Consider the following 22,065-nt stretch of genomic DNA (forward strand, 5'->3'; position numbering starts at 1 on the left):
CCACAGAAATTTTTATCTCAACTCAACAAAAAAACCTCTCTAAAAATAGAAAGGTTTAAAGTTTAATTTTATGAAATCCTTATTTCTTAGAAATCGCTCTGGAGATCACGATTTTCTGAATCTCGGAAGTTCCTTCGTAGATCTGAGTGATCTTCGCATCTCGCATCATTCTTTCCACGTGATATTCTTTCACATAACCATAACCGCCGTGGATTTGAACTGCTTCTATCGTCGTGTCCATAGCCACTTGAGAAGCGTACAATTTTGCCATCGCACCACTTTCTGAGATGTCTTTTCCTTCATCTTTTTCAGCGGCTGCTTTGTAGATCAACATTCTAGCTGCCATAATATTCACGTGCATATCTGCCAGTTTGAAAGCAATCGCCTGATGGTTGATAATCTCTGTACCGAAAGATTTTCTTTCTTTAGCGTATTTCAAGGACAGTTCGTAAGCACCGGCAGCAATTCCTAAAGCTTGAGAAGCAATCCCGATTCTACCGCCATTAAGAACCGCCATTGCAAACGCAAATCCGAAACCGTCTTCGCCAATTCTATTTTCCTTAGGCACTTTCACATCTGTGAACATCAAAGAGTGCGTATCACTTCCGCGGATTCCTAACTTATCTTCTTTCTTTCCAACCTGGAAACCTTCCCAACCTCTTTCTACGATGAAAGCGTTAATTCCTTTATGTTTTTTCTCTGGATCAGTTTGTGCGATCACAACATAATAAGTTGCGTTTCCGCCATTGGTGATCCAGTTTTTGGTTCCGTTCAATAAATAGTGATCACCTTTGTCTTCCGCAGTTGTTGACTGCGACGTTGCATCAGAACCTGCTTCTGGCTCGGATAATGCAAAGGCACCAATTACTTCACCACTTGCTAGCGGTACTAGATATTTCATTTTTTGTTCTTCGCTGGCAAATTTCTCGATTCCTGCACACACCAAAGAGTTGTTGACCGACATTACCACTGCCGCTGATGCATCAATCTTGGCAATCTCTTCCATTGCAAGAACGTAAGAAATGCTATCCAAACCAGCACCACCATATTTCGGGTCCACCATCATCCCCAAAAATCCCATCTCGCCCATCTTTTTCACGGCATCGTAAGGAAATTTCTGTTCGTTATCTCTTTCGATGACGCCTTGCAAAAGTTCTGCGTGAGCAAAGTCCCTTGCGGCCTGTTGTATCATTTGTTGCTCTTCTGTAAGATTGAAATCCATAAGTCTTTTTATTATATTTTTCGTCCGTAAATATAAACTTTTTGACAAAAAATCAAAGGAAAATGCGGGATTTTGTTATCTGAGAAAAAAAAATTATATTTACGATAATGTAAACTCAATTTTAATTTAATATTAACAACGATATTTTATGAACGTTAAAAGAATATTTGATTTTTCTGCGCTGGCGTTGGAAAAATTCCCCAAAGAAGACTGCCTGGTGACCAAGAAAAATGGCAATTGGATGAAAACTTCTACGATGGAATTCGTGAATCAAGGGAATAAAATATCCCGTGGACTTTTAAAATTGGGCATCAAACCTGGCGATAAAATTGGACTTATCACAGCAAACAACAGAACAGAATGGGCGATAATGGATCTTGGGATCTCTCAAATCGGTGTTGTCACGGTTCCAGTTTACCCAACGATCTCTGAAGAAGATTATATTTACATCTTCAACAATTCTGAGATCAAATATTGTTTTGTTTCTGACAAAGATCTCTATAAAAAACTGACGAATGCAAAAGCACAGATCCCTTCCTTAGTTGGTGTCTTTACATTTGATGATGTAGATGGTGCGCCGAGCTGGAATGAGATCATGGACCTTGGCGAAAACGACTTGACACAAGATGAAGTTGATGATCTTGCAAAAGCCATTAATCCTGAGGATGTGGCAACAATAATCTACACTTCTGGAACTACTGGGAAACCCAAAGGCGTTCCTTTGACACATAACAATCTGGTTTCTAATGTCATTGCGAGTAATCCAAGAGTTCCAAAAGATAAAAGCCTGGACTATAAGGATTTGAAAGCTTTAAGCTTCCTTCCGATCTGTCACGTTTTTGAAAGGATGATTTTCTACATTTACATGAGCAACGGAATCTCACTTTATTTTGCTGAAAGCATCGAAAAGATCGGCGAAAATGTGAAGGAAGTGAAACCACATTATATGACGGTTGTTCCAAGATTGGTGGAAAAAGTTTACGATTCTATTTACAACAAAGGAACTGCTTCTGGTGGAATAAAATCGAAGATCTTCCTTTGGTCGCTTGGCATTGCAGAAAAATACGAAATTGGCCAGCCGAAAACCTTTATGCACACGATTGCTGACAAACTGGTCTTCAAAAAGTGGAGAGAAGGTCTGGGTGGAAATTTGATCACTTTGGTTTCCGGATCTGCCGCATTGTCAAAAAGATTGAACGTGATGTTCCACGCTGCCGGGATTCCGATTTTGGAAGGTTATGGATTGACAGAAACTTCACCTGTGATTTCCGTTAATAGTTTTGGAAAAGTAAAAGCCGGATCCGTGGGAATTCCTCTAGAAAATCTGAAAGTGAGAATCGAATCAGACGGCGAAATCGTGGTAAAAGGACCTTCTGTGTTTGAAGGTTATTACCAAGATGAAGAAAAGACCAAAGAAGCTTTTACCAGTGATGGTTACTTCAAAACAGGCGACATCGGAATGTTGGACGAAGATAATTTCTTGTTCATCACAGATCGAAAAAAGGAAATGTTCAAAACGTCTGGCGGAAAATTCATTGCGCCTCAGGTGATAGAAAATTTGGCTAAAGCTTCGAAGTTCATCGAGCAGATCATGGTGGTTGGTGATGGTGAGAAAATGCCGTGTGCATTGGTACAACCCGACTTTGCTTATGCCAAAAATTGGGCAGATCTCCATAATGTGAAAGTGGCTGAATCTCACAAAGCAATTGCAGCAGATCCTGCAATCAAATCGAGAATAGAACAAGAGATCGAGAAAATAAATCAACATCTGGGCAAATGGGAACAGATCAAGAAAATAGAATTGACACCAAAAATCTGGACCATAGACGACGGTCTTCTCACACCTACGCTTAAGCTCAAAAGAAAAGCGATCAAGGCAGAATTCCAAGATCTCTACGACAGAATGTACAAATAATGGAAAGCTATCCTTTGGATAGCTTTTTTTATGCAATAATTAACAGTCGTAATATTTGGAAATAATTATATTTGCTAAGAACGTAAGTTATAAAACTATGGAAGTAAAAAGGATTTTCGACATTCCTTATTATTCGAAAGCCAATTTCGAGAAAGATGATTTTGTCTGTGACAAAAGAAATGGGAAATGGGAAAAAGTGTCAACAGATCAATATATCAATATTACCAATCAGCTTTCCAGAGCACTTCTGGAATATGGCTTGAAAAAAGGTGATAAAATAGCGCTCATTACTTCTACCAATCGTGTAGAATGGTGTTTTTTTGATCAGGCCGCTTTACAGATCGGATTGGTTACGGTTCCAATTTATCCTTCAATCTCAAGTGAAGATTGTGTTTACAATCTTGAAAATTCTGATTCCAAGGTTTGTATTGTTTCCGATGAAAAACTGTTCGAGAAAATCAATTCTATCAAAGATCAACTTCCTGATCTAAAAGAAATTTTCACTTTTGATGATGTTTCTGGCGCAAAAAATTGGAAAGAACTCTTTGACCTAGGAAAAGAAAATGACAATCAAAAAGAAGTTGATGATATCAAAGATTCGATTTCTGAGGATGAATTGGCTTCCATCATTTATACTTCCGGAACAACTGGGAGACCAAAAGGTGTGATGCTGACTCATAAAAACATCGTTTCCGATGTTCTTGGGTGCGAAGACAGAGTGCCGCACAAGGATTCCAAAAACAGAGCCTTAAGCTTTCTTCCGCTGTGTCACGTTTACGAACGAATGATTCTTTATCTTTTCACGACCAACGGAATTTCTATTTATTTTGCCGAAAGCAATGAGAAGTTGAGTGAAAATCTGAAAGAAGTGAAACCTCAATATTTGACCGTCGTTCCAAGAATGATCGAAAAAGTTTTTGATGCGATCAACAAAAGAGGAACAGAATCTGGTGGAATTAAAGCTAAAATATTCCTGTGGTCACTTAAGATTGCAGAGAAATATAAATTGGGAAGTTCAAAATCCTTGTCACATATCATTGCGGACAAATTGGTCTTCAGCAAATGGAGAGAAGGTTTGGGTGGAAATCTGATTACATTGGTGTCTGGCTCTGCAGCATTATCCAAAAGACTGAACACGATGTTTCACGCCGCAGGAATTCCGATTCTGGAAGGTTATGGCTTGACGGAAACTTCGCCAGTGATTGCGGTCAACAGTTTTGGTCACACCAAGATCGGCTCCGTGGGAAGACCGATTGAAAACATCGAGGTGAAGATCCAGGAAGATGGTGAGATCACGGTGAAAGGTCCGACTGTCACGCAAGGTTATTACAAAGACGAGGAAAAAACCAAGGAAGCCTTTACGGATGATGGCTACTTCAAAACTGGCGATATCGGAATGTTGGATGAGGATAATTTCCTCTTTATCACAGACAGAAAGAAAGAAATGTTCAAAACATCGGGCGGAAAATATGTTGCGCCGCAAGTAATTGAAAATTTGGCAAAAGCTTCACAATTCATCGAGCAAATAATGGTGGTTGGTGATGGCGAAAAAATGCCGACCGCGCTTGTTCAACCGGATTTTGAATATGCAAAAACTTGGGCCTCCAAGAATAAGATCAATATCGGAACTTCACCTGAAGAGATTGCTAATTCCAAAGAACTGAAAGATGAGATACAAAAAGAACTTGAAAAAATAAATTCACATCTTGGCAAATGGGAGCAAGTCAAAAAAATCGAGTTGACGCCAGAAGTCTGGACCGAAAACAATGGTTTGCTCACTCCTACTTTGAAGTTGAAAAGAAAGGTGGTGAAAGAACGTTTCAATGATCTGTATGAGAAACTTTATGATAGGTAATCACCACCGAATTGGAATGACACATTGCAGCCCGACTTGAGTGGAAATCCTTTTTTGCTGTGGGAAAAGCGTAGGCAAAAAGATTGGGAACGGAAGGCGGATAAAGCTGCCCAAATAATTATATAAATGAACATAACCCGAACAGAATTAATAAAGATCTGCGACAGATTTCTTGAGGACAAGATCAGCAAAGAGGAGATGATCCATTTTGCAACTTCCGTGATGTTTGATGACGAGGACAAGTACGAGTGTGATGACGAAATAGTCGAGGAAATCCTGGCTCAATGGGACAACGTCCATACGCAGCATAAGATCAACAAACTTAGCATCCAGTTCCTGAGAAACACATTATCGGAACTTAATTGATAAAAAAAACGCTTCGAAGTTCGAAGCGTTTTTTTATTATTTTTTCTCTGCCAATTTACTCCAAAGATGAAGAATGTAAACGACAATGATCCCCAATATCCCAGCTGAGATAGAAAATATGAATTTCGTATTCTCATCGTCCATAAATCCTGCTTGCCAATCCAGCGCATAAAGACTAACTGCAATTGAGAAGATAAAGACGGCCAAGAATACTTTATAAAATGTTTTCATTCTGATGAAATTTTAAAAATGAATATAGTTCTGAAATAGCTGTGCAAAGTTAGCGGTAAATAATTTAATAGAGATCGCCAAAAGGATAATTCCGAAAACTTTTTGCAAAACCTGAAGTGACCCTTCTCCCAATTTTTTCTCTATCCAAGGTGCTAATCTCAAAACAGCATAGACCAAGATCGTGTTGAGGACAATCCCGCAGATAATGTTGATATCGTGATATTCTGCTCTTAATGACAATGTTGTGGTCAATGTTCCTGCGCCTGCAATCAAAGGAAACGCGATAGGAACGATAGATGCAGCTTGAGGTTGGTTCGTTTTATGTATCTCTATGCCAAGGATCATTTCTATTGCGATGATGAAAATAACGAAAGCACCTGCAATTGCAAATGAATTGACATCTACACCAATGAATTTCAAAATATTATTCCCAATGAAAAGAAAGGAGATCATCAGTAATCCGGCAACAATTGCTGCCTTCTCCGACTCTATCTTCCCGAATTTTTGACGAAGTGAAACGATAATCGGCACTGAACCCAAAATATCAATAACAGCGAACAAAACCATAAAAGCTGTCATCGTTTCCTTGATCGAAAATTCTTCTAAAAACTCCATAACTTTAATTTTAAAGATTTCGCAAAAATATGAAATATTTTTGAAAATTTGCTAAAGTTTTTTGTAGACTTCTTCTATTTCGTTCAAAAGCTCGGTTTGGTTGTCTTTGGTAGAATAAGGCGAATATTTTTCGATATTTATTTTGGTAATCAATTGGTTATATTTTTCGACTGCACCTTGTCCAAAATTGTGTTTCAAATAATCTTTAAAATCCGATGAAAATCTGGTTTTGCAATATTGATCCGCATCTGCTCTCAAATCTTCAAAACCTTGGAAGAACTGTGAAGTTTCGCCACCGTCGATGGTTCTTTGAAGATAATTGAAATGAGAATCTACATCGAATGAAACATTGTTTTTCAACATCGCCTCGGTTTCCGCAATATTGACAATAGGTCTTGATGCTATTTTCTTCTTTTCAACGTCAAGTTTCCTTTTGTCTTTGATCTTTTTATTAAAATAGAGGAACAGCATTGCACCACTTCCTACAATGAAAAGATTACCGAAGATCACCATCCAGCTGATATCCTTATGTTCTTTCACCTTCAGTTTTTGAGTGCTCAAAACAGGCGAATCCACCTTTTCCAAAACATTGTTGGTGTACTCGTTTACCTTTTGCAAAGTTGTTTTGGCATTGGCGATATCTTGAGCATTTACGGTGTTTAAGGCTAGAAACTTAGATCCCAACTCCACATATTTTTCTTCTTTTGGATCGAAGTAGGAAAAATCTTCTGTTGCAATTTTCAGGTCGCCTCTTTTTTTAGGGATGATGACATATTGCGCTTCCACATTCCCTTCGATCCCATTCACTGTCGCAATCGAATTATTAATGATCTTCGGTTCAAAGACCTCGTAATCTGGAGAAGGTAAGATCTTCGGAACAATGGCTGGCGAAAGATTTCCGTTGCCGGAAAGTTTTACAGAAATATTGAAGGCTTTGTTGATCTCGAAATTCTCTTTTCCTTTGTCAATCATTTCTATCTTCAGATCATATTTTCCGACCGCATTCTTGAAATTTTCAGGTGCACCTGCCGGCAATCTTTTCACATTGAGCTTGGCTTTATTCGAAACCAAAACATTTTTATGATTTGTAAACGGAACTTCCATCGGCGGAACTTCCATTACACCAGAAACTTTTGGGATGATGACAAACATACCTACAATCTGTGCAGAATAATCATTCTCAGAATCTTCTATCGACTCATCGAAGTTGGCAATGGATCGTATGGCAAGATTTCTCGCAGGTTCGAATTTAGCAGGCTCAAGATGACGAAAATTAGAAATATTTCTGGAAAAAGCTTTTAACACAACCACAGCAGGCTCATCTTTATAAACTTCCCGCTCTTCCAGCTGCATATTGAGATACATATTTTTTGCCGGATTAGTAGTGGCTACAGCTTTTTTTTCTGCTTCTTTTACAAAGATATCAATCGGTTCTGTTTTGTACATTTTTCCGTTGATCTTTACAAGTGCAGAGCCTATTTTTATATTCCCGGTTTGTTTTGGATTCAGCAAAAACTGATACACCATTTGATTTATTCTGATCTTCTTTACTGGATCAATCAAGGTATTTTGCTCGGAAGCATAGTCGTAATTAAATTTTGAAAAATCTGGAAGTTTCATAGGCGTTTCCTGTATTAGATCTTCACCAAAAATCTCCAGCACAATTGTGAAGGTAATTGGCGTATTGACACGGAAATCCTGCGTATTAACCTCCGAATAAAGATTAACCTGAGCAAAGGAAAAACCCGATGCTAAGAGGAATAATATGTATAAATTTTTCTTTATCATTTACCAATCTTTCTCATTGCTTTGCGGCATAGAGTTAGATTTTTTATTTAAAATTCTTCTGGCAGTTTCTTTTTCCCGATTTTCCATGTCTTTCAGGATTTGTCTTTCTGCTTCTTCTGGTATTTTATTTTCTTCTTTCTTAGGCTGGTTTGGCTTTCCCTGGTCATTCCCTTTTTGGCTATCGCCTTTACCATCTTGTTGATTCTTCTTTTGGTTGCCCTTATCAGAATCATCACTATTTTTTTGATTCTTGTCGCCGCCTTTTCCTTTGTTTTCTTTCTGTTTCTGCTGATCTTTTTTTTGCTTGTCTTTCAGCATTGCTATTTCGTAATTCTTTCGGATTGCTTCGTTGTAAGGATCTTGCTTCAACGCTTGTTTGTAATAGTCAGCAGCTTTTTCCGGGTTATTGGACTGGATGGAGACATTTCCCATATTGTAGAGCGCTGCAGCCTTCTCGAACTTGCTTTTGGTGTACTTTGCAGCTTTCTCATATTCAGCGGTTGCTTCTTCGTATTTTTTGCTTTTGTACAGTGCATTTCCTAAGTTGTAGTGAGCAGCATAACTATTATTTTTTTCAGCAATAGCTTCAAGATATTTTGAAGAGGAAGCATCGTACTCCTTGGCATCAAATTTCTTATTACCTTCGTACACCAATGCATTATAACTTTTCTGCGCAACGAGAAATTGCGAGGAAATCAAGATAGAAATTAGGACTAAAGTAAACTTAAAATTCATTGGTACAAAATTATCCGTTTTAATGTTAAAATCAACATCTTAAAAGTTAAAGTTGGGTTAAAAATAAAGCTCAAAAACGCCTTTAAATAAAGCATTTTTTAACATTCAGATTGCGATTTAACATAATAAAACCACTAAGAATTATCTCAGTGGTCTTTAATTTAAAATTCTGAACCTACATTTTAATATAAAATTAGCTTTAAATAAATTAATTTATACATCTACAAAACAATAGTTTACATATATTTAAATAAAGCAATTTCTACCAGTCTCTTTTCTTTAAAACGTAATAGCTAGCCAATAGAAAAACAATTGACCAAATCAGACAAGCAATGACACTTTCTACAGGATATTCAAATTTGAATTGCATGCCTAAAAGTTTTGCCATATTTGTTCTTACTAATGGATTTGGAATAAGATTTCCCATGCTTTCTAACGGCAAATAATCTGTGTAGAAAACTTTTGTATTAAGAATCTGAGCACGCTGCAGTTCATTAATATTTCTCATTACTCCTACTGACTCGATAAATATTAAGAATTTCTCAACAAACCAGAACATAAATAATCCTAAAAACACAAAAATTGATTTCCTAAAAAGAACTGAAAGAAACATCAATAATGAAAAGAAGCTAAATAACTTCAGAAAGTAATTGAAAACAAAGTAAGCTTCTTTAAATATCAAATCGCTCTCCTGTGTTGTTGAATAACTTTTACCTAAAATAAAAGCCATTACAAAAACGATGACGGTTGAGAAAAATGTAAAAATCAGTATAGTTAATAGTTTAGAAAAAATAAATTCTTCCCTACTCAATCCATCAATTAGATTTTGCTTGAACATTCTATTGCTAAATTCTTGACAGATAGAGAATACGATAATACATCCAAGGAAAATTTTTAGTAATCCTACAATGTAAGTTGTGAAATTCCAAACGCCGGGAAAGTCGTACATCCCTTGTTCTTTCAAGTTAATATTATTTCCAAACAGATCAAAATCTACCAATCCAACATACAGCAATGCAATCAAAACAATAAAGTACAATCCTGCAAAAATCTTGAACGGTTTGTAATTTAGGTTTTTGAGATATTCTAATTTTAATAATCTTATCATGAGTTGGATTGTTTTACAAGTTCTAGGAATTGAGTCTCGAGGCTTTCTTTTTTCTTCATTAGGTGAGATAGAAAAACACCTTTTTCAAATAGTTTTTTATTAAGTTCAGAAGCCGAAATATCTTCTGAAATCTGAGCAATGACCAATTGATCCTTTTCTTTGACGCTCGAGAAAATATTCAAACTATTCAGAGCAGAAATCAATGCACTTATGTCGTCAGACTTCAATTCAAAAAATCCTTTCGTGTTGCTCATTGCATCTACAGAACCGGAATAGATTGCTGTTCCGTGTTTCAAAACTATAACGTGACTGCAGATCTTCTCAATCTCGTCCAAGAGATGACTTGCGACGATGATTGTAGTTCCTGAGTTTGCAATTGAATTAATAATATCTCTAATCTGAATAATTCCTTCCGGATCAAGACCGTTTGTAGGCTCATCAAGAATCAGGACTTCGGGATTTGCAAGTAGTGCTGATGCAATAGCCAGTCGCTGCTTCATTCCCAGTGAATAAGACGAGAAAGCATCTTTTTTACGCGCCAAGAGATTGACAGTTTCCAAAACCTGATCTATTCTTTGGATAGAAACACCCTTAATTGTCGCTACAATTTCCAGATTTTTCTCTGCACTCAGGTAAGGATAAAAGTTGGGTTGCTCGATAATTGCTCCAATTTTCTTCAAAGTATCCGTATCTGTGCCTTCTTTTCCGAACCACTTCCAGCTTCCAGAAGTAGGATTGATGGTAGAAAGCAGCATCCCGAATGTTGTAGATTTTCCGCTGCCATTTGGCCCTAAAAGTCCATAAACATTTCCTTTTTCTACATCAAAGGAAATATTATTGACGGCAATCTGTTTGAATTTCTTGGTCAGGTTTTTGACTTCCAGAATTTTCTCCATAAAATATTTATATAAAAGTCTTGTTAATCATAGAAACGTTACAGCATTTGTATAGTTTTTGTTAATTTTCTGAAAAGATTTAAAAAATGATTCAGAATATCACAGAATTTTCCAAGCAACTGGATATTTCCGAGGAAAGCATCAAGCAGTTCATTCAGGATTTTGATCTTGAAATCTCCGAATGCCTTTCGCCGACACTCAATATTACCCAAAATTTCGAAAGATTTGCAACAGAAAATCAGAAATTTCTAAAAAACTATGAAAAAGATTTGAATGAGGAAAAAACAGCGGACGAAATCGCAGAAAGAATTCACCAGCCCAAAGAAAAGGTTGAACAGATCATACAAAATAAATTACCGAACGTTTATGACAATGGTCTTTTCAAATCATCCATTTCAACTTTCGGAATAGACAATCAACTTGGAGGCAATTATAATTTTATCTATAATTATTTCGGAAACAAAACAGAACTTAAGCAAAGAGATTTTATAGGTTACAGAGATTTGTTTTTCTATATTTCTGATATGTTGGAACCTTTTCTGAATCCAGAACAGTCCGCAAACTGGGGCATACAGAAAGCAGCAGGAATCATTGTGTATGGTCCGCCGGGAAGCGGCAAATTTTTCTGGGCGAAGAAAATTGCAGAGTTGATAGATTTTGATTTTTTTGAAGTACGCCAATCACAACTCAAGTCAATCCTCATCAATGATAGAAAAATAAACTTTGATGAATATCTTTCTCAAATGCTCAAAAAAGACAAAGCGATTTTGTTTCTGGAAAACTTTGATGATATAATGATGCAGAGAACCGAAAATCAAGCGTTAACTACTGACTATGAAGAAGTAAAGGAAAGTACACTCCATCACATAGAAAAGTTCCAAAAGGAAAATATTTTGATGGTAGGTTCCGCAAAAGAATTACAAGGCATTGAATCTGAAATTCTGGCTCCGGGAAGATTCGATGTCCTGATTCCAATTTTTCCTCCCAATAAACAGGAGCGCGCAGAAATGCTGCTTTTCAATATGACAAAAAATCTGAATGAAAATGCGACGCTGCTCAAAATCCTAAAACACAACAATGCAGATCAACTTCCTTTTTGGCAGGAAACTGCGGGAAAGATGAAAGTATTTTCCAATACGATGATTGTGGACTTCACACAGAGTCTTAAAAAAAGAATCCGAAGCTTGTACTTGAAAAACAAAACAGAAAGTATTGATATAGGAAACGGCATTATAGAAGCATCTTTGAAAGAATCTGCATCCAAATTAACCGGTGATTATCTCAACAACGTTCTGGAATTTTTATCCGAAGCTGAAACTAATTCTTATGATCGTTTTACAATAAGAATAAGTGATCTCAAAGAAGAACTGGAAACTTACAAAGCGAAAGGCGAACCTGTCAGAACCATTGGTTTCCATACAAAAGACTAATAAAAAAAGCCTGAAAATCAGGCTTTTTTTATTAAATTTTAATTCTATCGGCGAGGTTTCCCATCATCCACATCTTCAATTTTTTTGGAAACTGCCATTGCAGAAACCAAATCGTTCAGTAGTGAGCTGGCCGCAGTTGGCGTATTTGGCAATAGCACAAGATTCGACCTGTTATTTGCACCAATGGAATGCAGCGTATCATAATGCTGTGTCACTACGATAAGAGCTGATGCTTCGTGCGCACTGATACCGGCAACATTCAGCATTTTCACAGATTCTTCCAAACCTTTGGCGATTTCTCTTCTCTGGTCTGCGATACCCTGTCCTTGTAATTTTTTAGATTCCGCTTCTGCTTTTGCAACGGCTACGATTCGGATTCTCTGTGCCTCAGATTCGTACTCCGCTGCGGTTTTTTCACGTTCAGCAGCGTTGATCCTATTCATCGCGTGCTTTACCTGATCATCTGGATCAATATCTGTCACCAAGGCTTTGATGATATCATAACCGTAACTTTGCATAGCTTCCTGAAGTTCAGCTTTCACAGCAACTGCTATATCATCTTTTTTAAGGAAAACATCATCTAACTTCAATTTTGGAACTTCTGCCCTTACCACATCAAAAACATAAGAAGTAATCTGATCGTGCGGACTTTCTAATCTGTAATAGGCATCTGCAACTTGCGTTCTGATAACTTGAAATTGCACAGAAATCTTCATTTTCACGAAAACGTTATCCAGAGTTTTGGTATCAATCAAGACATCCAATTGCTGAATTCTTAGATTCATTCTCTTAGAAATCTGATCGATGAAAGGGATTTTGAGGTGCAAACCGGCATGCCTTGCAGAATGAAATTTCCCTAAGCGCTCTACCAACGCTGCAGTTTCCTGCTTAACAGTGAAAAATGAAGCGAAAAGTGTAATCAATCCAAAGAATACTATTATTCCTATATAAATCATAATTTGTTTATTTTCCTAAAGATAAGTTTTTTTACTAATTGTCACAAACGGAATTAGACATTATTCATTTATTAACTATCAAAACTAATTATTAGATATATCACAGTAAAAGTTCATTATTACTAAACAATTTGTTAAATTTGTGAGAATAATAAATCTAATATGAAGAAAAAACTATTTTTTGCAGTTGCAGGACTTGTGACGAATTCCCTTTTCATGGCTCAAAACGTTTCAGTTTTCAATGACGTTCCGTTTTACAGTATGTACCACTATTTGGGAGAAGGACAGACGATGCCACCAGAAGCTTTTTCGCAGATTCCCGCCGGTGCCATCCGCTTACATGCCTACGAACAAGACATCATTTCCCGTAAATTAACGGATTCGGAAATTGCCTCCATTGGAAGTAGTGTTACTATGAACATCAAACTGATCGCTGCTTGTGATAACTACGACAGAATTGCGGGTGTCAATTTGGTATTAGTCCCAAAGGGAAGTACAACTTATACCTTCAATCAGGCAAATATTAAAAGGATTGAAATTGGACGTTTCATTACACCTTTTATGAATAAAAACGCAGCTATTAAAGAAGTTCCTTACAGTTACAAAGTGGATAATATAGCAAGCATCCTGCACGATTCTGCTCTCTCATCTACCTACGATTTTTGGATTGAGTTCCGTGCAGATGGTTACTCAGCAGCAGCAAATACAGAAGTTGCCGGTTGCGCAGACAGAACAGATGTCTTCCGTGGCAATCTAGAATTTGTATCTACAGGAACCGCTACAAGTACACAGAATTTCTTTTTGCCTATTTCTTACCGAGATAATCTTAACAATTACAACGCAACAGATGTTCCGGGACAGACAACGAGATTGGTAACTTTCACATTAGACCAAGCTGTTCCCAATGCTGTTCTGCATTTGACAACTTCTAACCATGGCTCTAACTCAGGAGGCGAAGAATATGTGAAGAGAGTTCATAATGTTTATCTGGATGATCAATTGGTTCATCAATACATTCCAGGTGGTAAAAACTGCGAGGATTACAGACAGTACAACACACAAGGCAACGGAATCTATGGTACTACAGCCAAAACATTGAGAGGCTGGATCTCCTGGAACAACTGGTGTCCGGGCGACGTCATCCCAAATCGTGAAGTAAATCTTGGTAATCTTCCTGCCGGAACACACACAATTAAACTAGATGTTCCTACTGCTGTTTTCGCATCACAGCAAGGATATTTCCCAATATCAATGTATATTCAAAATCAAAAAAGCGGAGAAGTAATCTGTACTGCACCTTATGATTTCAAAATTACAAATCAGGTGAATACAACGGTAGATATTGCGTGGAAAGAAAAGGAGAACGCAACCGAATGGCAGACACTTTGGGGCAGAAGAGGTGTTTTCACAGCTGCCGGTGCGGAAGTTTATCGTGATATCAGCAACGAACCAAAAGATTCCAGAAGTGATCTCAACCTGAACTGGATCTACGAAACTTACGTAAAATCTAAATGTTCTAATGAACAAAGCAGCGTTTGGTATGGACCACTTTACTCAACTCAAGTCAGATTGGGAACAGACGATATTGAAAACAAAAAAATATCTGTCTATCCAAATCCGACCAAGGATTTTGTAAACATCAACAGTACTTCAAAAGTTTCCAAAGTAACCGTTTTTGCGGCTGATGGCAAACAACTTTTGGAAGATTCTACTACCAAAATTAATGTTTCGAAATTAGCGTCAGGCGTTTACCTTATGAAAATTGATTTCGCTGACGGAAAATCATCGACTCAGAAAATTGTAAAACAGTAATTTTATTATTAATAATAACTAAATTCCCACTTAGAAATAAGTGGGAATTTTTTGTCACAGAAAATAAGCTTTATGAATAATCGTTTTGATGTAATGAAATATCTAAGTTGTTGTCTATTAATAATAACCATTTCCTGCAAAACCCACGTAGCCTCCCAACCAGAATTTTCTGATCTTGCAAATAAAAATCAGATTGAAATCAGGAAGATCCATAATTTCAGATTTCTTGGAGGACTCAAAAATTCTGATGGAAAGATGATAAAAGACAGCCTGATCTACCGCAGCGGAAATCTGCATGACTTAAGACAAAGTTCTTTTACTGACTTTCAAAAACTAAAAATTAAGAAAGTGATTGACCTGAGAACGAAACAGGAAATCACTAAAGAAAAAGATCATCTTCCCAGCGATATTATTTATAAAAATTATCCCGCTTTTGAAGATAATAATGATGAAATGAAGAATGCTAAAAAACTAGCTCTAAAGGGAAAAATAAAACAAACAGATGCAGACAAAAGAATGCTGAGATTCTACACCGAGTATGTTTCAGAAAATCCGCAAGTCATTAAAACAATCATCACGGAAATCCTGGACTCCGAAGAACCTGTACTCTATCACTGTACTGCAGGAAAAGACAGAACTGGAATGATCACTGCCATAATCCTCAAAATCCTGAAATTCGATGATAATATGATTTTTGAAGAATATCTGGTCTCAAACGATCTTAGAAAAAATGTGATAGAAAAGAGACTGAATCTTGCCAATAATCTTCATTTCGTCTTTCCTAAGCTTGACATTGGCGTCATTGAAAAAAGCAGTTGGATTGAACGTGAGTATTTACAGGCCGCCTTTGATGAGATTGATAAAAAATATGGTTCGATGGATAATTACATTCACCAGGCTTTAGAAATTTCGGAGTCAAAAAGAGAATATTATATTAGAAAATTCCTGAAGTAAACGTTCTGAAATTTATTAAATAAAAAAGTCAGTCTAAAAAATAGACTGACTTTTAATTTATTTGAATCCTAAAATTAAGGTTCTATCTGTGTTCTTTCATCTCCTTTCATATGAAGATCGTTGTGCAGTTTTTTGTATTTAAACCAAGCTACAGCCGATAATAGAAGCATATAACCAATTCCTAAGTAAACCCAAAGCGGAAGTGGAATCGGATCTCCTTTCGCGTAGGAATGCAATCCAGAAAGATAATAATTCACGCCAAAATAGGTCATTACCATCGAGCAGAATGCGAACATTGTAACGACGTGGAAAGTGTATCTGCCTCTCAGTCCCGGAACTAATCTCATATGGATCACAAAAGCATAAATCATAATGGAAATGAAAGCCCAGGTTTCCTTCGGATCCCAGCTCCAGTAACGTCCCCAAGATTCATTAGCCCAGATTCCTCCTAAGAAGTTTCCAATCGTTAATGCTAATAATCCGATATTAAGAGACATTTCGCTTACAATCGCCAATTCTTTCAGCGTCGTATCATTATGTCTTTTGAAAGTATCTTTGTTGGCGATGATATAGAAGATTAAAGAAATCATAGCAATCAGCATCGACAATGAGAAGAATCCATAGCTGGATGTGATGATCGCTACGTGAACCACTAGCCAATATGATTTCAGGACAGGAACCAATGGTGTGATTTGCGGATCCAAAGCAGAACCACCGTGCGCAAATCCCATCATAATTACTGCAACCAAAAATCCCGCTGCAGGAATCAAAGTATTTGAGTTTCTGTACAAAGCATAGCCTGCCGTGATCCCAACCCAAGAGATGAAGATGATGGCTTCGTAACCATTACTCCAAGGTGCGTGCCCAGAGATGTACCATCTAGCTACCAATCCAAAGAAGTGGAAAATATATCCAATTGCACCAATGTAAATAAGCGCTTTAATGGTTTTATTAAGGATCTTGTTAGGTTTAAACAATTCCACAAAACCTAAAATCAAAAGCAAACCGCCAATAAGCGTGTAGAAAATCAACAATTTGAAGTTGATATCCAGTTTATTTATTAAAATCTCGAGTTTCACTTTGGTTTCAGACGGTACTACATTTTTTCCCCACTTCTGCTGATACGCTACTACTTTTTCAAGTTCTGCATCAGCCTTTGCCCAGCTCCCGCCTTGTGTTGCCATAAGTACGCTAGATAAATATGGACCAAGAACTGCCTGTGCATTTTCATCTGGTTCAAAAGTAGGTGTCATCACAGAGTTCCAGGTGTGGTTGGAATCGTTTTTAACAGGAATTGTGCGGAAATATTGGTAAGACATAATGCCATTAAGCACCTGAACTTTGTCGTTTAGTTTAATGACAGCTTCGTCATATCTTGTTCTTTCAGACGCTTTTTTTCTGAACGCATCATTGTAGTCATCCTCCAAAACAAAACGTAGATTTCCGTTTTTGTCTGCAGGGAATAATTTGATCAAACTTGTGAAGCCTTCTTCCGTCGCTTTGGTTTTGGCTCTTAGATCCTTTCCTACTTTTCCTGCGGTTTCAATCTTAATGATATTCACCTGTGCCCAGAACATTGGATCGATAGTCGCCGCTAAAAACCATTGATTGGCATCCAGATCCTGGAAAGTAGAACGTAACGTTAATTTATGTAAAATATCAAGAGCCTGCGTATTAGCCGGAACAATACGACCTTCATAATTTTGAACTAATAGAGAACCAAATTTATCTGCATGTTCTTTACTGATCTCGATATTCTTGACCATTGCATCTGCGTCAATCACTGCAGGATTTTTATTTGGAGAAGTTGCTTGTGCCTCTGTGTGAGAATGCCCTTCGTGACTTCCATCCTTTCCGTGCATATCGATTTCCTGAGCATTAAGTCCGAAACTTAATAATAGCAAAACAACAACCTTCGCTTTTTTCTTGCTAATGGTTTTCAGCATTTGATTTAGACTCCAGAATCTGGAACCTTTCCAGAACATCGTCACAAACATCCCGATAAATAAGAAGGCATAACCTGTGTAACTGATCAAAGTTCCCCAGAAATCGTGGTTTACAGAAAGTACGGTTCCTTTTCTATCTGGGTCGAAACTAGCTTGGAAGAATCTGTAACCTTTATAATTAAGAACGTGATTCATATAAATATTATAAGGCGTTTCTTTACCATCGTCCACTATTTTCACGTGAGATTCATAAGCAGACGGTGAAGAACTTCCCGGGTAAGTTTCCATAACGAATTTTTCTAATTTCAAGGCGAAAGGCTGTGTGAAATAAACTTTTGGTCCAAATCCCAACATAATATCCAGTCCATCAACTTTGATCTGTTTGTAATTATTTGGATTTCCTTTCTCCACAACTAGATCAACCAATTGTTTTGTTTTTGGTCCTGAGACTTCCACTCTCAAGAGATCCGGAACGTCTTTATCTTTTTGTTTGTCACCTTCGTAATTCACCAGTTTCCCTTTTTTCGTTCCTTCCGGAATTACCAATTTCAATTGATCGATGGTGTATAGACTTCTTAAAACCAAAGGCTGGAATTCATCCTTTTTAGTTGTCCCCGTTGCTTGAGTTGCCATTGTCATAAATGCAGCATCAGTCGGTGTCTTGATGTAAAGTTGTCCATCCTTCTTTTGGAATTCAACCGCGCCATCAATTGCTGTTCTGTTGTAGCTTACCAAAGTTCCATTGATATTTTGGACATCGCCTTCACCCAAATAGATATTTTGACGCCCACCCATATCGCTGGTAGAAACCAAATGCAAATATTCTTTACCAGCTCCAGTAACCAGACTATCTTTCTTTCTTTGAATATAATCCACAGCTTTCACAACGATCTTTTCTTTTCCTAAGAAATCATAGGTCGCCTGAAAATCGTGGTGAAGTGGTGACATCAAGTAAGGAACATCGTGGTAATTTTGCTGCTCGCCTTTTTCCTCAATTTTAATTTTGAAGAAATGTTTGTCTGTGATGATCTCATTATTTGTTTCGCCCTCACGGATGTGCATTGTCCCTTCAAAACTGATGTAACGTGTAATTGCACCGCCGATGAATATTAAAATGAAAGCCAGGTGAAAAACCAATATCGGCCACTTCTCTCTTCGGAAAAGTCTGTATCTGCCAATGTTTCCAATGAAGTTCAATATTAATAAAAACATAACGGCTTCAAACCATTTGGCTTCGTAGATCAATGCTTTGGCAGTTGGTGTTCCGTAATCGTTTTCAATGAAAGTGGCAACAGCCATAGAAATTGCGAAAACCAGCAAGAGAAGCGCCATCGTCCGCGTAGAAATAAGAATATCCTGAATCTTTTTCATAGTTAGATATCTATTGTTTTTTGTTTGTCAGATGTCGTCGCCAAATGCTTATTAACATTTATTATAAGCTTACTTTCCGGCGGTTTCATTCTGAAATTTATAGTTTACAAAAATAAGGATGATAAACCACAACGGCATCAAAAAAAACTGTTTTTTGTCACTTTAAAAGGGATTGCGCTTATTTTGAAACATTCTTAATAAGCGGTTTTATGTTGAAAATTAGAATGCTAAAATTTTTATCATTTTAAATAATTTAAAAATGTCCCTCAACAATTTATATGACTCATAAAAAACATTAAATTTGCAACTATTGTCGATTTTTAAAATGAGTATAGAACAAAAAAACACAACTGCTGCGAGCAAAATCATCTCCAAACCAAGGATCATTTCTGGTATTACTTTCATTGTATTATCCATTGTTTTGACGCTTTCTTTCGTTTCTTATCTGATGAATTGGAAAGCAGATCAAAGTCAGGCAGGAACAATGGCGGATAAAACCGTAGTTTCTTCTAATCTGTTTGGGAAAATTGGTGATTGGTTGGGCAATCTTTTCATCTTCGAAAGTATCGGTGTTGCAGCATTTGTTGTGGCATTTTTATTTTTGGTCTTCGGAACATTGATTTTTAAGAAAACGTATTTCAAACCTTGGAAAACCATTTCGCACAGTCTATTTTTCATTTGCTGGACACCCATTTTCTTCGGTGCAGTTACTGGCGGTGAAGGTGTTCTGGGAGGTGTCTATGGTTATCAAATTATGGATTATCTGAAATCTTACATCGGTTCTGTCGGACTTTGGATGGTACTTTTTGTAAGTTTCGCTTTATATTTTGTTTTGGAATTCAATCTAAGACCAAGCTCTATTAAAAATAAACTGAATGACATCAATGATAACACATTCGGCAAGCTGAAAGGTCTGATGCCAGATTCCAATGAAGATTTTGAAGCGGATGAAGAATTGGATAGAGAAATTGTTCCAGAAAAATTAACTGTTAACGAAGTTTCAGGCAAGACCGACAATGATTTTAGCAACATCAAAGTGACCCAGGATTTTGAGCCGATAAAAACGCCTAATAAAACAACGTTTGTTGAAGATCTTAAAGAAATTCAGCATGAACAGATTGTCTTATCCACTGAAACTCCAATTCAAAAACCAATCGTTGACCAACCAATTGTTATAGAGAAACCTTTAGTAGAGACGCCAGTTGTAAAAGCTAATGACGACATCACGCTTAATATCGAAGTAAAGAAAGAGGAAGTCTTTGTACCAACAGCGGAACAGCAAAAATCTGACGACCTTGTCAGCAAACACGGCTTGTACGACCACAAATTGGATTTGGCCAAGTTCCAGATGCCTTCTGTTGAATTATTAAAAGATTACGGCAATGAGGAAATCACAATCAACCACGACGAATTAGAAGAAAATAAAAACAGGATTGTTGGCTTGCTAAAAACTTTCAACGTTGGAATTTCTGAGATCAAAGCGACGATCGGACCAACAGTTACACTCTACGAAATAGTACCAGAAGCGGGAATCCGAGTTTCAGCGATCAAAAAATTGCAGGATGATATTGCTCTGAATCTTTCCGCACTTGGAATCCGTATCATCGCACCAATGCCAGGAAAAGGAACGATAGGAATTGAGGTTCCACGAAAAAATCCGACAATGGTTTCTATGCGTTCCGTTGTTGCATCGCCGAAATTCCAAACTGCGGATATGGATCTTCCAATTGTTTTTGGAAAGACGATTTCCAACGAGGTTTTCGTGGCGGATCTTGCAAAAATGCCTCACTTATTGATGGCTGGAGCAACCGGACAAGGAAAATCGGTTGGGATCAATGCGATCTTGACTTCTTTAATATATAAGAAACACCCGAGCGAACTGAAATTCGTAATGGTAGATCCGAAGAAAGTGGAGCTTTCTCTATATTCGAAGATCGAAAGACATTACTTGGCAAAATTGCCTGACACAGAAGACGCGATCATTACAGACAATGCAAAAGTGATCAACACTTTAAATTCACTTTGTATCGAAATGGATCAGCGATATGACCTTTTGAAAAATGCATTCTGTAAAAACATTAAGGAATACAACGCCAAATTCGCTCAAAGAAAACTGAATCCCGAAAACGGACACCGATATTTGCCTTACATCGTTTTGGTTGTCGATGAGTTCGCCGATCTGATCATGACTGCAGGAAAAGAAGTTGAACACCCGATTGCACGTCTAGCGCAGTTGGCCAGAGCGATTGGAATCCACTTGATCGTTGCGACACAAAGACCTTCCGTAAACGTCATCACAGGTATGATCAAAGCGAATTTCCCTGCGAGGATTGCCTTCCGTGTAATTTCGGGAGTCGATTCTAAGACCATCTTGGATTCGCCTGGAGCAGAGCAATTGGTTGGACGTGGTGATATGCTTTACTTCAACGGAAATGATTTGACGCGTTTGCAATGTGCGTTTGTAGATACGCCGGAAGTAGAAAGAATTGCGGAATTTGTGGGTGAACAAAAAGGTTATCCAGACGCTTATCTTCTTCCAGAATATTCCAGCGACGAAGGCAGTTCAACCGTTGGTGCCTTCGACCCGAACGAGAAAGATCAGCTTTTTGAAGACGCGGCAAGAATCGTCATTTCGACACAACAAGGTTCAACATCAATGCTTCAAAGACAGCTTAAACTAGGATACAACAGGGCCGGAAGAATTATGGATCAGCTGGAAGCAGCAGGCGTAGTTGGCGGTTTCAACGGTGCGAAGGCGAGAGAGGTTTTGATCTCCGACCTTGGTTCTTTGGAACGCTTGTTTGATGAGTTGAAAGGGAGATAAATTAGACTATACTTTAATAAAGCCTTAACACAATTAGTTAA

Annotated in this window: 16 protein-coding genes; 7 read left to right on the forward strand and 9 right to left on the reverse strand. The window is 37.5% G+C overall.

What is annotated here, in order from left to right; translation table 11 throughout:
* Positions 1-79 precede the first annotated feature (79 nt).
* Positions 80-1,222 carry an acyl-CoA dehydrogenase family protein gene (locus PQ459_14760; protein WDF46156.1) on the reverse strand — a complete coding sequence of 381 codons (1,143 nt, stop codon included), beginning with the start codon at positions 1,220-1,222 and terminating at the stop codon, positions 80-82.
* Positions 1,223-1,370: 148 nt separating this feature from the next.
* On the opposite strand from PQ459_14760, the gene PQ459_14765 reads away from it, so the two are divergent.
* From PQ459_14765 to PQ459_14775, 3 genes are all read left to right on the forward strand, one after another.
* On the forward strand, positions 1,371-3,137 hold the full coding sequence (locus PQ459_14765) for a long-chain fatty acid--CoA ligase (protein WDF46157.1): 1,767 nt from the start codon (positions 1,371-1,373) through the stop codon (positions 3,135-3,137).
* Between the two features lie 97 nt (positions 3,138-3,234).
* Positions 3,235-4,992: a long-chain fatty acid--CoA ligase gene (locus tag PQ459_14770; protein WDF46158.1), complete on the forward strand. Its 1,758-nt coding sequence runs from the start codon at positions 3,235-3,237 to the stop codon at positions 4,990-4,992.
* Between the two features lie 126 nt (positions 4,993-5,118).
* On the forward strand, positions 5,119-5,358 hold the full coding sequence (locus PQ459_14775; GenBank protein ID WDF46159.1) for a hypothetical protein: 240 nt from the start codon (positions 5,119-5,121) through the stop codon (positions 5,356-5,358).
* Positions 5,359-5,394: 36 nt separating this feature from the next.
* Here the strand turns inward: PQ459_14775 and PQ459_14780 are convergent, their stop codons facing one another.
* From PQ459_14780 to PQ459_14805, 6 genes are all read right to left on the reverse strand, one after another.
* The gene (locus PQ459_14780; protein WDF46160.1) at positions 5,395-5,589 is read right to left on the reverse strand and encodes a hypothetical protein; all 195 of its coding nucleotides are present in this window, start codon (positions 5,587-5,589) and stop codon (positions 5,395-5,397) included.
* A 12-nt stretch (positions 5,590-5,601) separates the two neighbouring features.
* Entirely contained in the window at positions 5,602-6,204 is a 603-nt protein-coding gene (locus PQ459_14785; protein WDF46161.1) for a MarC family protein, read from the reverse strand.
* A gap of 51 nt (positions 6,205-6,255) precedes the next feature.
* A complete protein-coding gene (locus PQ459_14790; protein ID WDF46162.1) occupies positions 6,256-7,992 on the reverse strand; it encodes a BatD family protein in 1,737 nt (578 codons plus the stop codon).
* Positions 7,993-8,727, reverse strand: a complete 735-nt coding sequence (locus PQ459_14795) for a tetratricopeptide repeat protein (GenBank protein ID WDF46163.1) — start codon at positions 8,725-8,727, stop codon at positions 7,993-7,995.
* A gap of 262 nt (positions 8,728-8,989) precedes the next feature.
* Complete coding sequence (locus PQ459_14800) at positions 8,990-9,835, reverse strand: ABC transporter permease (protein ID WDF46164.1); 846 nt, start codon at positions 9,833-9,835, stop codon at positions 8,990-8,992.
* Positions 9,832-10,731: an ATP-binding cassette domain-containing protein gene (locus PQ459_14805; protein WDF46165.1), complete on the reverse strand. Its 900-nt coding sequence runs from the start codon at positions 10,729-10,731 to the stop codon at positions 9,832-9,834. Before PQ459_14805 ends, PQ459_14800 begins: the two co-directional genes overlap by 4 nt.
* Positions 10,732-10,817: 86 nt before the next feature.
* Here PQ459_14805 and PQ459_14810 point away from each other — a divergent pair, with 86 nt between their 5' ends.
* Positions 10,818-12,161 (forward strand): ATP-binding protein, encoded by a 1,344-nt coding sequence (locus tag PQ459_14810; protein ID WDF46166.1) that lies wholly within the window; start codon positions 10,818-10,820, stop codon positions 12,159-12,161.
* Between the two features lie 44 nt (positions 12,162-12,205).
* On the opposite strand, the gene PQ459_14815 is transcribed toward PQ459_14810, so the two are convergent.
* Positions 12,206-13,117, reverse strand: a complete 912-nt coding sequence (locus PQ459_14815) for an SPFH domain-containing protein (GenBank protein WDF46167.1) — start codon at positions 13,115-13,117, stop codon at positions 12,206-12,208.
* A 162-nt stretch (positions 13,118-13,279) separates the two neighbouring features.
* On the opposite strand from PQ459_14815, the gene PQ459_14820 reads away from it, so the two are divergent.
* Together PQ459_14820 and PQ459_14825 are read left to right on the forward strand one after the other, a co-directional pair.
* Positions 13,280-14,929 (forward strand): peptide-N-glycosidase F-related protein, encoded by a 1,650-nt coding sequence (locus PQ459_14820; protein WDF46168.1) that lies wholly within the window; start codon positions 13,280-13,282, stop codon positions 14,927-14,929.
* Positions 14,930-15,001: 72 nt separating this feature from the next.
* On the forward strand, positions 15,002-15,883 hold the full coding sequence (locus PQ459_14825) for a tyrosine-protein phosphatase (GenBank protein ID WDF46169.1): 882 nt from the start codon (positions 15,002-15,004) through the stop codon (positions 15,881-15,883).
* A 74-nt stretch (positions 15,884-15,957) separates the two neighbouring features.
* Here the strand turns inward: PQ459_14825 and ccsA are convergent, their stop codons facing one another.
* Complete coding sequence (ccsA, locus tag PQ459_14830) at positions 15,958-19,200, reverse strand: cytochrome c biogenesis protein CcsA (GenBank protein ID WDF46170.1); 3,243 nt, start codon at positions 19,198-19,200, stop codon at positions 15,958-15,960.
* A gap of 325 nt (positions 19,201-19,525) precedes the next feature.
* Here ccsA and PQ459_14835 point away from each other — a divergent pair, with 325 nt between their 5' ends.
* On the forward strand, positions 19,526-22,024 hold the full coding sequence (locus PQ459_14835; protein WDF46171.1) for a DNA translocase FtsK 4TM domain-containing protein: 2,499 nt from the start codon (positions 19,526-19,528) through the stop codon (positions 22,022-22,024).
* The last annotated feature ends 41 nt before the right edge of the window (positions 22,025-22,065 follow it).

Origin of the sequence: Chryseobacterium sp. KACC 21268, assembly GCA_028736075.1 — a bacterium.
Lineage (GTDB): Bacteria > Bacteroidota > Bacteroidia > Flavobacteriales > Weeksellaceae > Epilithonimonas.